13 protein-coding genes are annotated in these 17,204 nt (G+C 45.8%); 4 read left to right on the forward strand and 9 right to left on the reverse strand.

Annotated elements, in window-relative coordinates:
* Positions 1–36: 36 nt before the first annotated feature.
* The 3 genes from AC1IR0_RS08955 to AC1IR0_RS08965 form a co-directional block, all read right to left on the reverse strand.
* Positions 37–1,485, reverse strand: a complete 1,449-nt coding sequence (locus AC1IR0_RS08955; protein WP_409666081.1) for an NAD-dependent succinate-semialdehyde dehydrogenase — start codon at positions 1,483–1,485, stop codon at positions 37–39.
* Positions 1,486–1,501: 16 nt separating this feature from the next.
* Positions 1,502–2,764 (reverse strand): 4-aminobutyrate--2-oxoglutarate transaminase, encoded by a 1,263-nt coding sequence (gene gabT / locus AC1IR0_RS08960; protein ID WP_004646932.1) that lies wholly within the window; start codon positions 2,762–2,764, stop codon positions 1,502–1,504.
* 348 nt (positions 2,765–3,112) lie between these two features.
* The gene (locus AC1IR0_RS08965; protein ID WP_479741326.1) at positions 3,113–4,384 is read right to left on the reverse strand and encodes a Glu/Leu/Phe/Val family dehydrogenase; all 1,272 of its coding nucleotides are present in this window, start codon (positions 4,382–4,384) and stop codon (positions 3,113–3,115) included.
* 328 nt (positions 4,385–4,712) lie between these two features.
* On the opposite strand from AC1IR0_RS08965, the gene pdxR reads away from it, so the two are divergent.
* The 4 genes from pdxR to AC1IR0_RS08985 all read left to right on the forward strand — a co-directional run bounded on the left by pdxR (position 4,713) and on the right by AC1IR0_RS08985 (position 9,711).
* Positions 4,713–6,215, forward strand: coding sequence for a MocR-like pyridoxine biosynthesis transcription factor PdxR (gene pdxR / locus AC1IR0_RS08970; protein ID WP_479741318.1), 1,503 nt, complete (start codon positions 4,713–4,715; stop codon positions 6,213–6,215).
* A gap of 417 nt (positions 6,216–6,632) precedes the next feature.
* Entirely contained in the window at positions 6,633–8,087 is a 1,455-nt protein-coding gene (locus tag AC1IR0_RS08975; RefSeq protein WP_005246374.1) for an amino acid permease, read from the forward strand.
* Between the two features lie 370 nt (positions 8,088–8,457).
* On the forward strand, positions 8,458–9,327 hold the full coding sequence (locus tag AC1IR0_RS08980) for an SDR family oxidoreductase (RefSeq protein ID WP_247143385.1): 870 nt from the start codon (positions 8,458–8,460) through the stop codon (positions 9,325–9,327).
* Positions 9,328–9,540: 213 nt separating this feature from the next.
* Positions 9,541–9,711 carry a hypothetical protein gene (locus AC1IR0_RS08985; protein WP_180038848.1) on the forward strand — a complete coding sequence of 57 codons (171 nt, stop codon included), beginning with the start codon at positions 9,541–9,543 and terminating at the stop codon, positions 9,709–9,711.
* An 82-nt stretch (positions 9,712–9,793) separates the two neighbouring features.
* Here AC1IR0_RS08985 and AC1IR0_RS08990 read toward each other — a convergent pair whose 3' ends face one another.
* The 6 genes from AC1IR0_RS08990 to AC1IR0_RS09015 form a co-directional block, all read right to left on the reverse strand.
* Positions 9,794–10,855, reverse strand: coding sequence for an enoyl-CoA hydratase/isomerase family protein (locus tag AC1IR0_RS08990; RefSeq protein ID WP_479741319.1), 1,062 nt, complete (start codon positions 10,853–10,855; stop codon positions 9,794–9,796).
* Positions 10,856–10,880: 25 nt separating this feature from the next.
* Positions 10,881–11,654, reverse strand: coding sequence for an enoyl-CoA hydratase (locus tag AC1IR0_RS08995; RefSeq protein ID WP_004280280.1), 774 nt, complete (start codon positions 11,652–11,654; stop codon positions 10,881–10,883).
* 22 nt (positions 11,655–11,676) lie between these two features.
* Positions 11,677–12,804 carry an acyl-CoA dehydrogenase family protein gene (locus AC1IR0_RS09000; protein WP_004730935.1) on the reverse strand — a complete coding sequence of 376 codons (1,128 nt, stop codon included), beginning with the start codon at positions 12,802–12,804 and terminating at the stop codon, positions 11,677–11,679.
* Between the two features lie 59 nt (positions 12,805–12,863).
* On the reverse strand, positions 12,864–14,513 hold the full coding sequence (locus AC1IR0_RS09005; protein ID WP_479741320.1) for an AMP-binding protein: 1,650 nt from the start codon (positions 14,511–14,513) through the stop codon (positions 12,864–12,866).
* 86 nt (positions 14,514–14,599) lie between these two features.
* The gene (gene mmsB, locus AC1IR0_RS09010) at positions 14,600–15,490 is read right to left on the reverse strand and encodes a 3-hydroxyisobutyrate dehydrogenase (protein WP_313035978.1); all 891 of its coding nucleotides are present in this window, start codon (positions 15,488–15,490) and stop codon (positions 14,600–14,602) included.
* Between the two features lie 11 nt (positions 15,491–15,501).
* A complete protein-coding gene (locus AC1IR0_RS09015) occupies positions 15,502–17,031 on the reverse strand; it encodes a CoA-acylating methylmalonate-semialdehyde dehydrogenase (protein ID WP_479741321.1) in 1,530 nt (509 codons plus the stop codon).
* Between the last annotated feature and the right edge of the window lie 173 nt (positions 17,032–17,204).

Raw genomic sequence — 17,204 nt, forward strand, 5'->3', positions numbered from 1 at the left:
AGTTTTTTAATGAATAAGTTTACTTTTTAAACATCATTATGAAGAAATATCAACACAGAGATATTTCATTTCAAGGTATTCATCCATACCGAATTTAGACCCTTCACGGCCTAACCCTGATTGCTTGACTCCACCAAATGGCGCAACCTCATTAGAGATAGCTCCGGTATTGATTCCCACCATACCGTATTCTAAGGCTTCACCTACACGCCACTGACGTGCTGTACTTTGGGTAAATACATAGGTAGCCAGACCGAATTCTGTATCGTTCGCCATCTGAATTGCTTCTTCTTCAGTCTTGAAACGGAATAACGGCGCCAACGGTCCAAAAGTTTCTTCTTTTGCCACACGCATCTGCTGAGTAACTTCAGTCAGAAGCGTTGGCTCGAAGAATGTACCGCCCAGATTTGAGCGCTGTCCACCGGTTTTCACCTGTGCACCTTTGCTCACTGCGTCGGCAATATGTGACTGCACTTTTTCGATCGCAGCCTCATCAATTAATGGACCTTGGGTAGAAGCTTCATCACGGCCATCACCGACTTTTAGTTTGGCAACGGCAGCCACCAGTTTTTCTACCAGCGCATCATAAATGCCATCTTGTACATAAATCCGGTTCGCGCAAACACAAGTCTGTCCACTATTACGGAATTTACTGGCCATGATGCCCTGTACCGCCTGTTCGAGATTGGCATCATCAAAGACCAGAACTGGCGCATTGCCACCAAGTTCTAAGGAGAGTTTTTTGATGGTCGGCGCACATTGCTGCATCAGGATACGACCGACTTGAGTTGAGCCGGTAAAGCTTAACTTTTTCACGGTTTCGCTTTCACATAAGACCTGACCCACTTCAACCGCATCACCACTAACATGCAGCAATACATCTTGTGGCAAACCTGCGCGCAAGGCCAAAACTTCAAGCGCATAGGCGGTTAAAGGTGTTTGTTCAGCCGGTTTAACCAGCATGGAACAGCCAGCAGCCAGAGCTGGCGCGGCTTTACGGGTAATCATCGCCGCCGGGAAATTCCATGGCGTGATCGCAGCTGTTACCCCAATCGCCTGTTTGATAACCAATAAACGTTGATGGGCAAGCGTTGGTGTCAACACGTCACCATCAATACGGCGTGCCTGCTCGGCAAACCAGCGGATAAAGGAAGCGGCATAACCAATTTCACCACGCGCCTCAGCCAGTGGCTTGCCCTGTTCAGCAGTTAGGATCTGAGCCAAAGATTCTTTATGTTCCTGCATCAGATTGAACCAGGCCCAAAGCACATCCGCACGTTCAAGTGCTGTCTTGGCTTTCCATGTTTTCTGTGCTTGCTGAGAACGAGCAATTAGCTGTTCTAAAGATGCACGGTCATGGGATTTTACCCAGGCCAAAGTGGCTTGGGTTGATGCATCGTTGACTTCAATATATTCACCCGTGGCAGGCTGATCGAAGCTGATATCAGGATGCTGTAATAAATCTCTATATTGCGCTTGAAGCATGATCATTACTCTTTCATTAGGCTGCGACAGACAGTGCAAACCCTTGTTTCAAGATGGCCAATCCCGCACGGAACTGTTCTGCCGGAATCGTGAGCGGGTATAGGAAACGGATTACATTACCATAACGACCGCAGGTCAGGATTAACAGACCATTTTGCATGGCATGGTTTTGTACAGCTTTTGCCTGTTCCGCAGTTTCAAGCTCAACCGCCACCATTGAGCCCAGTGCACGAATATCTTTGACCATGCTAGATGACATTTTCAGTTCATGTAAAACATCAACCAGTTCTGCGCCTAGATCATTCGCTCTTTCACAAAGACCTTCTTCTTCAATGATATCCAGTACCGCATGGGCAGCCGCAACAGCAACCGGGTTACCGGCATAAGTACCGCCCAATCCACCCGGATTTGGTGCATCCATCACTTCAGCACGACCCACAACGCCTGAAATCGGGAAACCGCCGCCCAGACTCTTGGCCATCGTAATCAGATCTGGCTTGGTCTCATAATAATCCATCGCAAACAGTTTACCTGTACGCGCAAAACCAGACTGTACTTCATCAGCAATCAGTAAAATGCCGTTTTGATCGCATAGTACACGCAAGCGTTTCAGGAATTCTGCAGGCACCACATTAAAACCGCCTTCGCCTTGTACAGGCTCAAGCACAATCGCTGCTACGTCATGCGCAGCAATATCTTCTGCGAAAATGTCTTCAATGCTTTGCATTGCATCATCAACACTAATGCCTTTGGATTCCACCGGATAACGGGCATGGAAAACACCGCCAGGCATCACCCCAAAGTCGCGTTTATAAGGTGCAGTTTTACCGGTCATGGCCATCGTCATGAATGAACGGCCATGAAAACCATTACCAAAAGTCACAATGCCATGACGGCCAGTATGGGCACGGGCAATTTTAACTGCATTTTCGACAGCTTCAGCACCCGTTGAAAAGAATGAGGTTTTTGCAGCACCCTGGATAGGAGCACGTGCATTGATACGTTCTGCCAGAGCAACGTAGCTCTCGTATGGTACAACCTGATAAGCCGTATGGGTAAATTTGGTTAATTGTTCAGTGACCGCAGCAATAATTTTAGGGTGGCGATGGCCAGTATTCAGTACGGCGATTCCGCCCGCAAAGTCGATATATTGATTGCCTTCTGCATCCCAGATGGTCGAATTTTCTGCTTTCTCTGCGTACCATTGACACATGACCCCAACACCACGTGGTGTCGCCTGCTGTTTACGTGCATTCAGTGCTGAGTGTTTACTGTCCATTTTGTATCCTCATTCTTGATTCATACGTTGTAAATTTTGCTATCCGGATCTTGGGATAGAAATTTGCCAAAGACTGGCTGATGTTGTTCATTTTGCGCTTTTATGCGTATGAGACGAGAGCCATTATTGAGTAATTCAAAGGAGCCAATTGATCTATTTAAAACGAGTAAGAGAGCCAAAATATAAGATTATTTTATTTATAAACAATTATTTATATTTTTAATAAAAATTGGCTCCTTTTTAAATAAAGAAGCCAATTTAAAAATCCATTGCAAAAATTCACGATGGGTAATAATGAATTAAATCTAGTCGTTTTTATGGATTAATCCATCTTGAAAAAAACTTCGCTTAACCCGGATAGATGCCGCGTTCCTGGCGTGCCATTAAAATCCGCTCACAAGCCAGAATATAAGCGGCTGTACGCAAAGAACATCCGGCCTGAACTGCTTTTTGCCATACATCCTGTACCGCATTTTTCATGCTGGCATCCATACGCTGGTTAATCTCTTCCTCAGTCCAGAAGTAGCTGGCCAAATCCTGAACCCATTCAAAATAGCTGACCGTCACGCCACCCGCATTGCAGATTACGTCTGGCACCACGGTAATATGACGCTCACTCAGAATTTCATCCGATTCAGTCAACGTGGGACCATTGGCACCTTCCAGAATCATTTTGGTCTGAATATTTTGCGCGACCTGAGTATTAATCACACCTTCCAGCGCTGCCGGAATAAAGACTTCAGCAGGAATGGTCCAGAAATCTGATGCAGAAATTTCATCGTTGGTAGAAAATCCCTGAATTTTATGGTGGGTATTTGAGTATTCAAGCAGCTTTTTAATATCAATCCCCTGTTCCTGATACAGGGTGGCAGAATGGTCCTGAACACAGATCACTTTGCTGCCATTTTCCTGGAAAAGCAGCGCAGCTTCACTGCCCACATTACCGAAACCCTGTACACAAACCCGAGCATTTTTTAAATCCAGACCGATTTGCTGGGCAACTTCACGACCGCTAATAAATACGCCGCGACCTGTAGCTTTACTGCGGCCTAAAGACCCCCCTAAATGAACCGGCTTTCCGGTCACTACACCAGTAATCGTAGAACCCGCATTCATGGAAAACGTATCCATCATCCAGGCCATGATTTGCGGATTGGTTCCAACATCCGGCGCCGGAATATCTTTTTGCGGTCCAATAATTAAATTGATTTCTGCCGTATAACGTCGGGTCAAGCGTTCCAGTTCGCGCTTGGAAAGCTGGCTCGGATCAACTCGCACACCGCCTTTGGCACCGCCAAAAGGTAAATTTAGAGCAGCACATTTGATCGTCATCCAGGCCGACAGAGCCATCACCTCATCTAAATTGACATCTGGATGAAAACGCACGCCGCCTTTGCCTGGACCGCGAGTTAAATTGTGCTGAACACGATAGCCTTCAAAATGCTGAACCGTACCATCATCCATGATGACTGGAACATCGACAATCAAACTGCGCTTTGGGCGTCGCAGCATGTCCAGTCGTTCACTCAGCTCACCCAGATAAGGCGCTACTTTATCCAGTTGCTTAAGATAATTGTTCCAGGCCGTTGTACCTTGCTCGGTATAGGTCAATCCTTTCATCATCATGTTCATTCTATGATCCTTTTGTTATATGCAGTCGTATGTCCTGGCGGCTGCAACACATCTCTATTCGGCTGTTATGGCAATCATTGCTTGATTCAGGTCTTAGTTCAGCGAGCTCCAAACAAAATCAGTGTCTAGATTTTCCGCTTTAGTTTTAATCGGTATCTGTGTATATTGCCTGCCCGCCTGTATGCTCGCATTCAAGCCGCAGGTACATGATCAAAACGCATACAAGACACTTTACAATGACTGCCTGATCAGACTATTTTGCACCTAGCAATACCGCTCTCACGAGAGCCATTTCAAATTTGTAGGAGAGAGCCAATTGCGTAGCTTGCTTGGAGATTATTTACTGCAGCGATTGCAGCAAGATGTCACAGGAACATTACAGATGCGACTGTTCCGCTGCTTGCGTAACGCGATTATTGATAGTGTACTGGCTCCCAAAACCCGCTTGCCTGCATCGCGTGATCTGGCCAAAGAAATTCAGGTATCGCGTAATACGGTGTTAAATGCATATGAACAATTACAGGCACAGGGTTATGTTGATGCCCGTACCGGTCAAGGTACCTGGGTAGTAGAGAAATTACCCGAATCCTTTTTGGTGAAGGCAGAACAGAATTCTCCTGCCGTTGCAGAAAAAAAAGCACAGCAAAATTATAATCTGTCGCAACGCGGTTCTTACTTGCTCGGCTATTCCGCGGCTTCGCCTTATCAATGGGGAGCCTTTGTACCGGGCGCACCCGATGTAACCGAATTTCCGCATCATATTTTCAGCAAAATCCAAACGCGTTTGAGCCGTGAACCTCAAGTTAACAACCTGATTTACAGCAATGCCGGTGGCTCCCTAGAACTGCGTCAGGAGCTGGCAGAATATCTGAAAATTGCCCGTTCAGTGCAGTGCGATGCTGATCAGATCATTATTACCGAAGGCACCCATCAGGCGATTGATTTGGTCTCGCGTACTTTAAGCGACATTGGTGACGAAGTCTGGATCGAAGATCCGGCCTATTGGGGTGCGCGTAATATTTTACGAATTAATGGCGTCAATCTGCGTTCCTTACCGGTCGATCAGGAAGGGATTATTCCCGATCTGCATCCTAAAAAACCGCCTAAGCTGATTTTTGTGACGCCGTCGCATCAATATCCTTTAGGTTCACACTTAAGTTTGGAACGGCGCAAACAGTTAATTGCACTCGCACGCCAGCATAATAGCTGGATTGTTGAAGATGACTATGACAGCGAGTTCAGGTTCTCGGGCCAGCCCTATCCTTCTTTACAAGGTTTAGAGCCGGATTCTCCGGTGATTTATATGGGGACGTTCAGTAAGACGATTTATCCGGCCCTGCGTATTGGCTATTTAGTGGTACCAAAACAGCTCTTTTCTTCATTGCGAATTGTAGCTTCGGAACTTTATCGTGGTGGTCACTTAATCGATCAGCAAACACTGGCTGAATTTATCCGTGAAGGACATTATGAAGCGCATATCCGACGGATGCGTTTATTGTATGGCAAACGCCACGCTTTTTTAATTGACCTGATTCGCCGACATTTAGGTGAAGATTTTCTGCATGAATACAATACCGCCGCCGGTTTGCATCTGATTTTAAAATTGCCGAGCAGCAGTGATGATGTCTTGATTGCATCCAAAGCACTGGATCAGGGCATCAAGGTCAGAGCCTTGTCGCAATACTATACCAAACATTATTCCACCCGGCAGAAAGGATTATTACTGGGCTTTGCCTGTGTGAGTGAACAGGAAATTCTGGTGGCTTTCGGGATATTGTTAAAGTGCTTGCGCGAGCATGGGATCCGCACTTTAACTTAGTAAAAACTCAGGGATCAATACAATTATATTTTTAAAATCAAAAAGCTTTTAATTTATTTTTAAAGGGAACGTAAACCTGCTTTTAGCCTGATATTTTAGGTAAGCTTTATTTTTCTGTAAATATTGCCTGCTTATATTTTTTATCTCTTAAGCCAATTGGCTCCTTTGAATTGCTCAAAAATGGCTCTCGTCACTTTACAACAAAAAAGAGAAATTAACCGCATACATGAACAGCATGTAACCGTACTTTAATCAAAGTGTGATCCTGTCTATAGGGCTACAAGGATTCATTTTATTAAGATTAACTTAATATTGGTCAAGCACTGATGAACTCGGTTACAGTTTCAAAGGATAAGATAGCGTAAGCCAAATAAGGAATTTTATTGCCGCTACGCTATTGATATTAAGGGAAATTATATGGCAGAACATCAACATTTCTCCAATTCCGAATCATCAAACGGCTTAAAAAACGGACTTAAATCACGCCATCTCACCATGATTTCAATTGCCGGTGTCATTGGTGGAGCACTCTTTGTCGGCTCCGGTAATGTCATCTATTCTGCAGGACCGGCTGCACTCATTGCCTATACTCTAGGTGGAATATTAGTTTTACTCATCATGCGTATGCTGGGAGAAATGGCGGTACTGAATCCCGACAGTGGTTCATTTTCAACCTATGCGGATCGTGGAATCGGGCGCTGGGCTGGATTTTCTATCGGCTGGTTATACTGGTCTTTCTGGACGTTGCTCATGGGCTGGGAAGCCTTTGTTGCCGGGAAAATCCTAAATAGCTGGTTTCCATTTATCCCGATCTGGGGCTATATGCTTCTGGTCACTGTAGCACTGGTCTGGATTAATCTCCGTGACGTAAAAAACTTTGGTGAATTCGAGTTCTGGTTTGCCCTGATCAAAGTTATTGCCATTGTAATGTTTCTGGTGTTTGGTAGTTTGGCCGTGATGCACCTGTGGCCTTGGGGCGATGCCTCTATGCTCGGTGGTACAACTCATCTAACCGCTCAAGGCTTTATGCCCAATGGGTTTTCATCGGTGATCACGGCCTTATTGGGTGTAATGTTTGCTTATATGGGAGCAGAGATTGTCACCGTAGCAGCAGCTGAAACCAAAGATCCAGCCAAGGAAATTCGTAAGGCCGCTAATTCAATTGTATGGCGTATCATTTTATTCTATGTCGGTTCAATGTTGATTACGGTTTGCCTGATTCCACACAATAATCCTTTATTGAAAGATCCGACCTGGGGTACGTATAGCGTAGCGCTTACTGCACTCGGTATTCCAGAAGCACGCCATATTGTTAATTTTGTCGTGCTCACCTCGGTATGTAGCTGCTTTAACTCCGCACTGTACACTTGCTCACGCATGGTCTATTCCCTCTCGAAACGTGGAGATGCACCAAAGAGTTTCGGTTTAACCAACCGCAATAACAGCCCATGGGTAGGTGTCATCTTTTCAAGCCTGTTTTCTTTCGTGGCGATTTATCTGACTGCCACCGAAAGTATGAATATTTATGATGTCTTGATGTTAGCGACTGGTACCGTATCTTTATATGTCTATCTTGCTATTGCCATTTCTCAGCTTAAGTTACGTAAAAAACTGGAAGCTGAAGGACAAAATATTCCATTCAAGATGTGGTTATTCCCATGGCTCACTTATCTGGTCATTATCTTTATTGTGGGTGCTTTAATTACCATGATTATTGAAGGAACCTATTTTAAAGAAGTGGTTTATACCAGTGTGCTTGCATTATTTATTGTGGGCTTAGGCATCTGTGCACAAAAGTTTAACTGGGGTAAAGCCTCAGCCAAAAAGGAAAAGGCAGCACAGGCCAGAATTAATTTAAGTGATAATCTTTAATTTATTTCTATAGAAATTTTTTAAACACATCAGAATGAATAAATAAATGGAGAGTTAAAAAACTCTCCATTTATTTTATATACAAGCCCAGTAAAAAAGCCTATGTATGTCTAGATTTTAAATCTCCGTTGATACCTCACCTTTCCTAATCAAATTTCACCTTTCAAGACCACCTCAGCTATCAAAGTGTAGCCAGAAGCTGTTTCATCAGCTTTTTCTGTTCTGGTTGCTCAACCTGATCCGTTTCAACGAATAATTGATAAATCTCGAATACATTCTGTTATGAAATGTTGAGTCCAGCCTCATTTTGCCCAAAAGCTTCTAATATATTTTTTCTTATATGGCCACAATCATTGGAATTGGAAAAGATATGAATCATTATCCTGAAACCCCAGCTTCAACTGAAACACAAGACCATCAACCGGGTGTGCAAACCAAAATGGACCCTGCACCGGAAATTATTAAACCGCATTATAAAGGCAGTGAAAAATTAAAAGGCAAAGTTGCCTTGATTACCGGTGGTGATAGCGGGATTGGCCGTTCTGTATCGGTCTTATTTGCCCGCGAAGGTGCAGATATCGCCATTTGCTATCTGGATGAAGATCAGGATGCACGGGACACCAAAAAAATGGTGGAAGATGAAGGTCGCTGTTGTCTGCTGATTCAATGTGATTTACAAGATCAAGATGAAATCAAGAAAATGGTGGAAAAGACCCTTCAGGAATTTAAAACGATTAATATTCTGGTCAATAATGCCGGGGTTCAATACCCTCAAGAAAGTATTGCCGATATCTCGCCCGAGCAATTACTTAAAACATTTAATGTTAATATTCTGTCGATGTTCCACCTGACTCAGGCGGTGATTCCGCATATGCAAGCAGGTGACAGCATTATCAATACCACCAGTATTACCAGTTATCACGGACATGACCAGTTGATTGACTATGCAAGTACCAAAGGTGCCATTACCACATTTACCCGAAGCCTTTCCACCAATTTATTGAAAAATAAAACCGGCATTCGTGTCAATGGAGTCGCGCCAGGTCCAATCTGGACACCATTGATTCCGAGCAGTTTTGATTCCGATCAGCTTAAAGATTTTGGTAAAAGTACCCCAATGGGCCGCATGGGCCAGCCAAGTGAAGTAGCACCGGCGTATTTATTTCTGGCCAGTGAAGAAGCCAGCTATATTTCAGGTCAGGTGATTCATGTGAATGGCGGCAGTATTATTAACGGCTAATCAAGCAAAGAAGATGATGGTTCTAGATGACCGTTATCTTCATCTCCTTGATTTCAGGCCCATATATTTTTAAGAAATATTTTTAAAAATCAATGTATAAAACATTTTCTAGATTCTATTTTTCTTTTATAAAATAAGTCAAACAAATACTTACCTGCATAGAAACCAGCCCTTGTTATAGTAATTTAAGCCAAACCTGATGAGGATATTAAGATGCCTAGAGGTGACAAATCAGCCTATACCGATAAGCAAAAACGGCAGGCCGAACATATTGAAGAAAGCGAAAAAAAACGTGGTCATTCTGAGGAAGAAGCCGAACGTATTGCCTGGTCGACGGTCAATAAACAAGATGGTGGCGGCAAGAAAAAGAAAACGTCCCACTAAATAGAATTCATGTCGATGAAAGTATGGGACAGATACAAAGACCCTCTATAATGTAATTATAGAGGGTCTTTGACCATCAGGCTCAAGTAATATTTTCGATACGCTGCTGAGTCCATGCTGGCCAGATCTTTCGCAAGGTCTTTTCAAATTTTGCATTCTCAGTTCGCCATTGTGGATTTTTGTCTTTATCAATAATCAGCGCACGAACCCCTTCAATAAAGTCGCCCTGCTCTAACCAGACATCCTGCAAGTCCCGTTCCAGTTGCATACATTTTTCTAGCGACAAATTCTGTCCGGCTTGCTGTAACTTCAGGCTGGTTTGCTTGGCCATAACCGGACGTTGCTGCAAAATTGCCAGCATTTTACTAGCCCATTCCTGATCGGTTGAATTACTTGTATGAGCAAGACTCTGTTCAATCTCCTTGAGGTTTGGATAGCCAAAATGCTGATTAATCAGATCTGCACGTTTTTGCAGCTCGCTTTCTACTGGATGCGTAATATAGCCACTAATGATTTTCTGGATTTCAATCGAATTTAACACAGGCGCAGTAATCAACGCTGCTTCCAATTCAGCAAAACGCTCACTCGGCACATGATAATCCACCAGATCGAGATACAAGGCATCACTGCTACTGATCTGCTCCCCGGTCAAAGCCATATAGACACCGACTTCATCCAGTCGGGACAGGAAATGGGTGGCTCCAACATCTGGGAAAAAACCAATTGCGGTTTCGGGCATGGCAAAACGTGATTTTTCACTCGTAACTTTGATATGACAGGCTTGAGCGAGGCCAAAGCCTCCGCCCAGTACATAGCCATCCATCATCACGATCACGGCCTTTGGAAAATTACGCAAGGTGCTCAGCATCTTATATTCAGTGGCAAAAAAATCCTGATATTGGGTATTGCCGGCCTGATAGCTGTCATACAGATAGCGGATATCTCCTCCGGCACAGAACGCCTTGGGACTGTTGGAATTGATCAGAACCGCTTGTACCTGTGGTTCATGCAGCCACTGATCGAGTTGCGCCTGAATGCCCTGAATCATCGCCAGGGTTAAGGCATTTAAATGGCTGGTGCGGTCCAGGCTGATAATGCCCAGCCCCCCTGCGACCCGAATCGCTAAATTATTTTCATCACTCATTCTTTTTGTTCCTATTATGAATTTCTTATTGATGGGTAAATTTGGCTGGGCGTTTTTCCACAAAGGCCTGCATGCCTTCCTTTTGATCGGAACCTGCAAAAATGGAATGGAATACCCGGCGTTCAAAGCGCAGGCCTTCAGCCAGGCTCACTTCAAAGGCCCGATTAATTGATTCTTTAATCATCATCACGGCAGTAAGCGACTTTTCAGCAATTTTCTCGGCAGCTTGCAGGGTTTGTTCCAGCAATTCTTCCTTGGCAAAAACCCGAGCGACCAAACCACTTTGTTCCGCTTCCTGCGCCCCCATCTGCCGTGCAGTCAGGCACATTTCCATGGCTTTGGCCTTACCAATCGCCAAGGTTAAACGCTGGGTCCCGCCAATGCCGGGCAACACGCCTAAGGTAACTTCAGGCAAACCAAATTTTGCATTATCAGCGCAGTAAATAAAGTCGCACATCAATGCCAGCTCGCAACCACCACCCAAGGCATAGCCGCTCACTGCGGCAATTAAAGGTTTACGGCGCTGCGCAATCCGGTCGGCCAGACTAAAAAAATCGTCCAGATAAATTTGCGGAAAATTCAGATCTGCCATTTCTTTAATATCGGCACCAGCAGCAAAAGCTTTTTCCGAACCGGTAATCACGATACAACCAATTTCGGGGTCTTTTTCCAGCTGATCAAGAGCCTGATTGACCTCGACAATCAGCTGGTTATTCAGTGCATTTAACGCCTGAGGACGGTTTAAGGTAATCAGTCCAACACCGTTACGTTGTTCGAGTAAAATGGTTTGCCATTGCATGATAAAAATCCTTTTTAATTCCTTATAAACTGCGTGCAATCACCAGACGCTGAATATCGCTGGTGCCTTCATAGATCTGACAAATCCGCGCATCCCGATAGATGCGTTCAATCGGAAAATCTTTCAGATAGCCATAGCCACCAAAAATTTGTAGCGCCTTGGAACACACGCGTTCGGCCATTTCCGAAGCAAATAGTTTGGCCATGGAGGCTTCAGTCAAACAGCTTTCGCCAGCTTCCTTTTTACGTGCAGCAAAATGAACCAGTTGGCGTGCTGCTTCAATTTCAGTCGCCATACTGGCCAGCCTGAACGAAATCGCCTGCTGTTCAAAAATCGGTTTGCCAAAAGCCACGCGATCATGCGCATAGGCCGTTGCTTCTTCTAAAGCGGCACGCGCCAAACCAACGGCTTGTGCGGCAATACCGATCCGCCCGCCTTCCAGATTGGCCAAGGCAATTTTTAAACCTTCGCCTTCGGCACCGAGTCTTAAACTTTCATGAATGCGGACATCGGTTAAGGCAATCTGACAGGTATCCGAAGCATGCAGGCCGAGTTTTTCTTCCACCCGAATCACTTCATAGCCAGGTGTGTCGCGCGGCACTAAAAATGCACTCATGCCTTTTTTGCCCGCGCCTGGATCAGTCACTGCAAACACAATAATCATCCCGGCATTGTGGCCAGAAGTAATAAACTGTTTGGCGCCATTGATGATGTAATGATCGCCGTCCTTGACCGCCCGGGTTTTAATCGCGGCAGCATCCGATCCGGTATGTGGTTCGGTTAAGGCAAAGGCACCAATCATTTCACCTTGGGCCAAAGGCTTTAGAAATTGCTGCTTTTGCTGTTCCGTGCCGAACTTGAAAATCGGCACACAACCCACCGAGTTATGTACGCTCATAATCGCGGATGTTGCACCATCGGCCGCAGCGACTTCTTCCAAGGCCAGAACATAAGCCAGCGTACCTGTGCCCGAGCCGCCCCATTCTTCCGGAATCAGCATGCCTAAAAAACCCAGCTCTCCCATTTGGGCCAAGGCATCTTTGGGAAAGATGCCTTTTTGATCCCACTCGCTGGCAAAGGGTTTAATCTGTTCCTGGGCGAAGCTTTTGGCCATATCCTGAATCAGGTGTTGTTCTTCCGTTAATTGCATCGATGCTTCCTTCAATCTCTTTATTTAATCTTCTTATTCAATCTGTTGGCTTTATGAGCTTATGCAGTTTTGGATTGCTGCTTGTTGATTTCCTGATTGCGCAGTAAAAAGCGTTGAATTTTACCGCTTGGGGTTTTCGGCAATTCGGTCACAAATTCAATCAGACGCGGATAGGCATGCGCAGATAAACGCTTTTTCACAAATTGACCCAGCTCTTCCTGCAGCTCGGCAGTTGCAGGAGAATGACCAGCCAGAATCACAAAGGCTTTAATGATTTCGGTCCGCTCGGGATCCGGTACGCCAATCACCGCCGCTTCAATCACGGCATCGTGTTCCAGCAAGGCACTTTCCACATCAAACGGCCCCACCCGATAGCCCGAGGTAGTAATGACATCATCACTACGTCCCACAAAACTCATACTGCCATCGGCATGAATTTCCGCGGTATCTCCGGTTAAGTAGTAATGGCCGACAAAAGGCGATTTGCGGCTTTCTTCATAGCCCGAAAACCACATCATTGGGGATTGACTGATATCCACCGCCAGAATGCCCGGAACGTCCGCAGGGAGCTCATGACCCTGTTCATCGACAACGGCAATCCGGTAACCCGGGCTGGCAAAACCTGCTGAACCTGAACGCACCGGATGCTCCAGCGCATGATGGTTACACACCACCATACCGACTTCGGTCTGGCCATAATGGTCATAAATCGGCACATCTAGCACCTCTTTAAACCAGCGGATCACTTCCGGATTTAACGGTTCTCCCGCACTGCTGACAACACGTAACTTACCGCGTAGTTTTTCCATTTGAGCAGGATCGGCCGCCATCATCATGCGATAAGCAGTCGGTGCACCGGCCAGATTGGTAATGCCATATTCCTTAACAATTTCGCAGACACTTTCTGCATTAAAACCGCCTTCATAAAATAAGGTCGAGTGTCCAAGCATTAAAGGACCAGTAATCGCGTAATACAAACCGTAGGCCCAGCCGGGATCAGCAATATTCCAGAAAGCATCTTCAGGAGTTAGACCAATGGCATTTTGCATATAGCTTGCAAAAGCAATCAGCGCTTTTAAAGGGACTTTAAGAGGTTTCGCTGGTCCAGTGGTGCCCGAGGTAAACATCAATAAAAATGGATCATCGACATTCAGGATTTCCAGCTCACAAGCTTCAGCCTGACGGTTTAATACCGTCCAGAAGCTGAGGTCGTGCGGATAGCGCTCTGCCTCAGTTTCGGCATGTACCGTCACAATCGGTGGACAGTTGCTGATCTCGGATAATTTGTCCCGATTCGCCAGATCAGTCACCACCAGCTTGCTTTGCGCCAGCTGAATACGATGCTCGATGGCTTTGGGACCAAAGGCCGTAAATAAGGGTTGATAGACAGCACCAATCCGCCAGGTTGCCAAAATAGTAATGATCAACTCGGGAGTACGTGGTAATAATCCGGAAACGCGGTCGCCTTTACCAATGCCTTGAGACTTTAAAAAGTTGGCAAACTGGCTGGAATATTTTTTGAGTTCGGCAAAACTATATTGTTCTTTTCTGCCATCTTTACCATGCCAGTATAAGGCAATGGCATCGGAATCGGCATGACGGTCACAGCATTCATAACAGGCATTTACTGCCTGCATGGAACCGGAGAGATACTGGCTTGCAAACGTATTTAAATCAAAGTCTTGAACCGTTGTTTGATAATCTAACATGTTAAACCTCAGCCTGAATTTATCGTTATTACTGACAAGGTGTAATTATTGAAGCGAATCCTTGCTCCATCTGAATCTTTTAAGTTTTAAGCATTTGGCGTGGTGTATTGATGCATGATGCTGGAGAAGTCCAGATGGGCATCGCCTTCCTGACACAGTTGTTGATAGAGTTTTTGTACCATGCTGCCCAGAACCACCGGCTGATCCACCTGTTGCGCAGCATCCACGGCCAAGCCCAAATCTTTAAGCATCAGCTGTGCTGCAAAACCATCGGTATAACCCCGCGATGACGGCGCATTGGCACAAATATCGGGCCATGGATTATAAATTTCAGAACTCCAGCAACGTCCAGTGGAGCTGTTGATTACCCCAGCCAGCGCCTGCGGATCAATTCCCAGTTTGGCTCCGAGTGCCATTCCTTCTGCAACGGCAGTCATGGAAATGCCCAGAATCAGGTTATTACAGATTTTTGCCACCTGTCCTGTTCCCACCGCACCACAATGCACCAGATTTTTACCCATACAGCCGAGAACAGGTTTAACGGCCTCAAAGGTGGCATCATCTGCGCCGACCATAAAGGTTAAAGTGCCATCTTTGGCACCTAAAGTACCGCCGGATACCGGTGCATCACAGACGCGAATCTGCTTGGCCTGAGCTGCTGCAGCAACCTCCTGAATGGTTTGCGGATCAATGGTGCTGCTGTCGATACATAAGCTGCCCGCTTGAAGCACCTCCAGAATACCGTGTTCACCCAAATAGACTTCACGCACATGCTTGGCTGCAGGCAACATGCTGACCACGATCTCCGCCTGCTTCGCGGCAGCTTGTGGACTGTCGCAGACGATACCGCCAGCTTCTGCAAAATGCTGTAAAGCCACTGCACTTAAGTCATAACCAAAAACCTGATGACCGGACTTGAGCAGATTTTGCGCCATGGAACCGCCCATGTTGCCTAAACCAATAAATGCAATCTTCATGCTGATGCTCCTTAACGCAGACTGATCGTGGTATTGACACCGGTGGTTTCCTGGTCATCTTCAAACCATCGGCTGGTAACGGTTTTGGTCTGGGTATAGAACTGCACCGCCTGTTTGCCATAAGGACCGAGATCACCCAGTTTTGAACCGCGTGAACCGGTAAAACTAAAGAAAGGCACAGGGACAGGAATTGGAATGTTAATGCCAACCTGACCGATATCAATCTGGTTCTGGAAGGTACGTGCCGTATTGCCATTCTGGGTGAACAGTCCGACGCCATTACCAAATGGATTGGCATTAATCAGCTCAATGGCTTGTTCTAAAGTATCGACATGCATGATCGCCAGTACCGGGCCAAAGACTTCTTCTTTATAAATGCGCATATCGGTCGTGACTTGATTAAAAATCGTTGGCCCGACAAAATTGCCTTTTTCATAGCCTGGAACCTGTACATCACGACCATCCAGCAGCAGTTCAGCGCCTTGTTCAACACCACTGTTGATTAAATCGATTACACGAGATTTGGCACGGGTTGAAATCACCGGTCCCACATCGGTATTCGGTTCATGTCCGGCATTCACCTTTAAGGTTTTGGTTTTATTGACCAGTTCATCGACCCAGTGCTTGGTCTCACCGACCATCACCGCCACCGAAAGTGCCATACAACGCTGACCTGCTGCACCAAAAGCTGCACCGACCAAGGCATTTAAGGTCTGTTCTTTATTCGCATCTGGCATCACCACCACATGGTTTTTGGCGCCCATCATCGACTGCACACGCTTGCCGTGTTGGCCTGCAAGGTTATAGACATGCGTGCCGACTGCAGTCGAGCCGACAAAAGAAATGGCTTTAATATCACGATGGGTACACAGTAAATCGACCACTTCTTTGCCGCCATGCACCACATTCAGTACGCCTGCCGGCACACCTGCCTGAATCGCCAGTTCAACCAGCATCATGGTCGATAGTGGATCTTGTTCTGAAGGCTTCAGGACAAAGGTATTGCCGCAGACAATCGCCATCGGGAACATCCACAGTGGAATCATCGCCGGGAAGTTAAACGGTGTAATTCCTGCACAGACACCTAGTGGTTGCTGCAAGGTATAGGTATCGACACCACGTGCCACCCCTTCAATATACTCGCCCATTTGTAGGGAACCGATCGAACAGGCATGTTCCACCACTTCCAGACCACGCTGGATATCACCTTCGGCATCAGCCAGGGTTTTGCCTTGTTCTGCCGTTAAGACTTGGGCAATACTTTTTAAATTGGTACGAATCAGATCCTGCAGTTTCAGCATGATTCGCATACGGGCCTGAATTGGAGTCTGGCGCCAGCTGGCAAAGGCATTTTGCGCAGCCGCAATCGCAGCATTGACTTCTTCAGCAGTGGCAAAAGGCACTTGGCCCAAAACTTCCTGAGTGGCAGGATTGATAATATCTTGCCAATGGCTAGTTTTTGATTCGACAAATTCACCATTAATGAGGAGTTTTGCGGTGGTGAATCCGGTACTTTGCTGTGGATGAGAAATGGCGTTCATGGTCGCTCCGTGCTGGTTTGTTATTGTCGTTGTATCTGCCTTTACTGGCTTTTATTTAACGTATAATTTTTACGCTGTTTCAGCAGACTAACAAAGAACACTTTGACCACCAATAGAAATTGGTGCACGATGGTTGTGCAAATATGCACAGGAATTTAACAGGATGTTAAATA

The organism is Acinetobacter sp. 129952, assembly GCF_056642055.1.

Coding starts and splice junctions, on each gene's coding strand:
- AC1IR0_RS08955 (WP_409666081.1), bottom strand. CDS start 1,485: ATGCTTCAAGCGCAATATAGAGATTTATTACAGCATCCTGATATCAGC.
- gabT (WP_004646932.1), bottom strand. CDS start 2,764: ATGGACAGTAAACACTCAGCACTGAATGCACGTAAACAGCAGGCGACA.
- AC1IR0_RS08965 (WP_479741326.1), bottom strand. CDS start 4,384: ATGAAAGGATTGACCTATACCGAGCAAGGTACAACGGCCTGGAACAAT.
- AC1IR0_RS08975 (WP_005246374.1), top strand. CDS start 6,633: ATGGCAGAACATCAACATTTCTCCAATTCCGAATCATCAAACGGCTTA.
- AC1IR0_RS08980 (WP_247143385.1), top strand. CDS start 8,458: ATGAATCATTATCCTGAAACCCCAGCTTCAACTGAAACACAAGACCAT.
- AC1IR0_RS08985 (WP_180038848.1), top strand. CDS start 9,541: ATGCCTAGAGGTGACAAATCAGCCTATACCGATAAGCAAAAACGGCAG.
- AC1IR0_RS08990 (WP_479741319.1), bottom strand. CDS start 10,855: ATGAGTGATGAAAATAATTTAGCGATTCGGGTCGCAGGGGGGCTGGGC.
- AC1IR0_RS08995 (WP_004280280.1), bottom strand. CDS start 11,654: ATGCAATGGCAAACCATTTTACTCGAACAACGTAACGGTGTTGGACTG.
- AC1IR0_RS09000 (WP_004730935.1), bottom strand. CDS start 12,804: ATGCAATTAACGGAAGAACAACACCTGATTCAGGATATGGCCAAAAGC.
- AC1IR0_RS09005 (WP_479741320.1), bottom strand. CDS start 14,513: ATGTTAGATTATCAAACAACGGTTCAAGACTTTGATTTAAATACGTTT.
- mmsB (WP_313035978.1), bottom strand. CDS start 15,490: ATGAAGATTGCATTTATTGGTTTAGGCAACATGGGCGGTTCCATGGCG.
- AC1IR0_RS09015 (WP_479741321.1), bottom strand. CDS start 17,031: ATGAACGCCATTTCTCATCCACAGCAAAGTACCGGATTCACCACCGCA.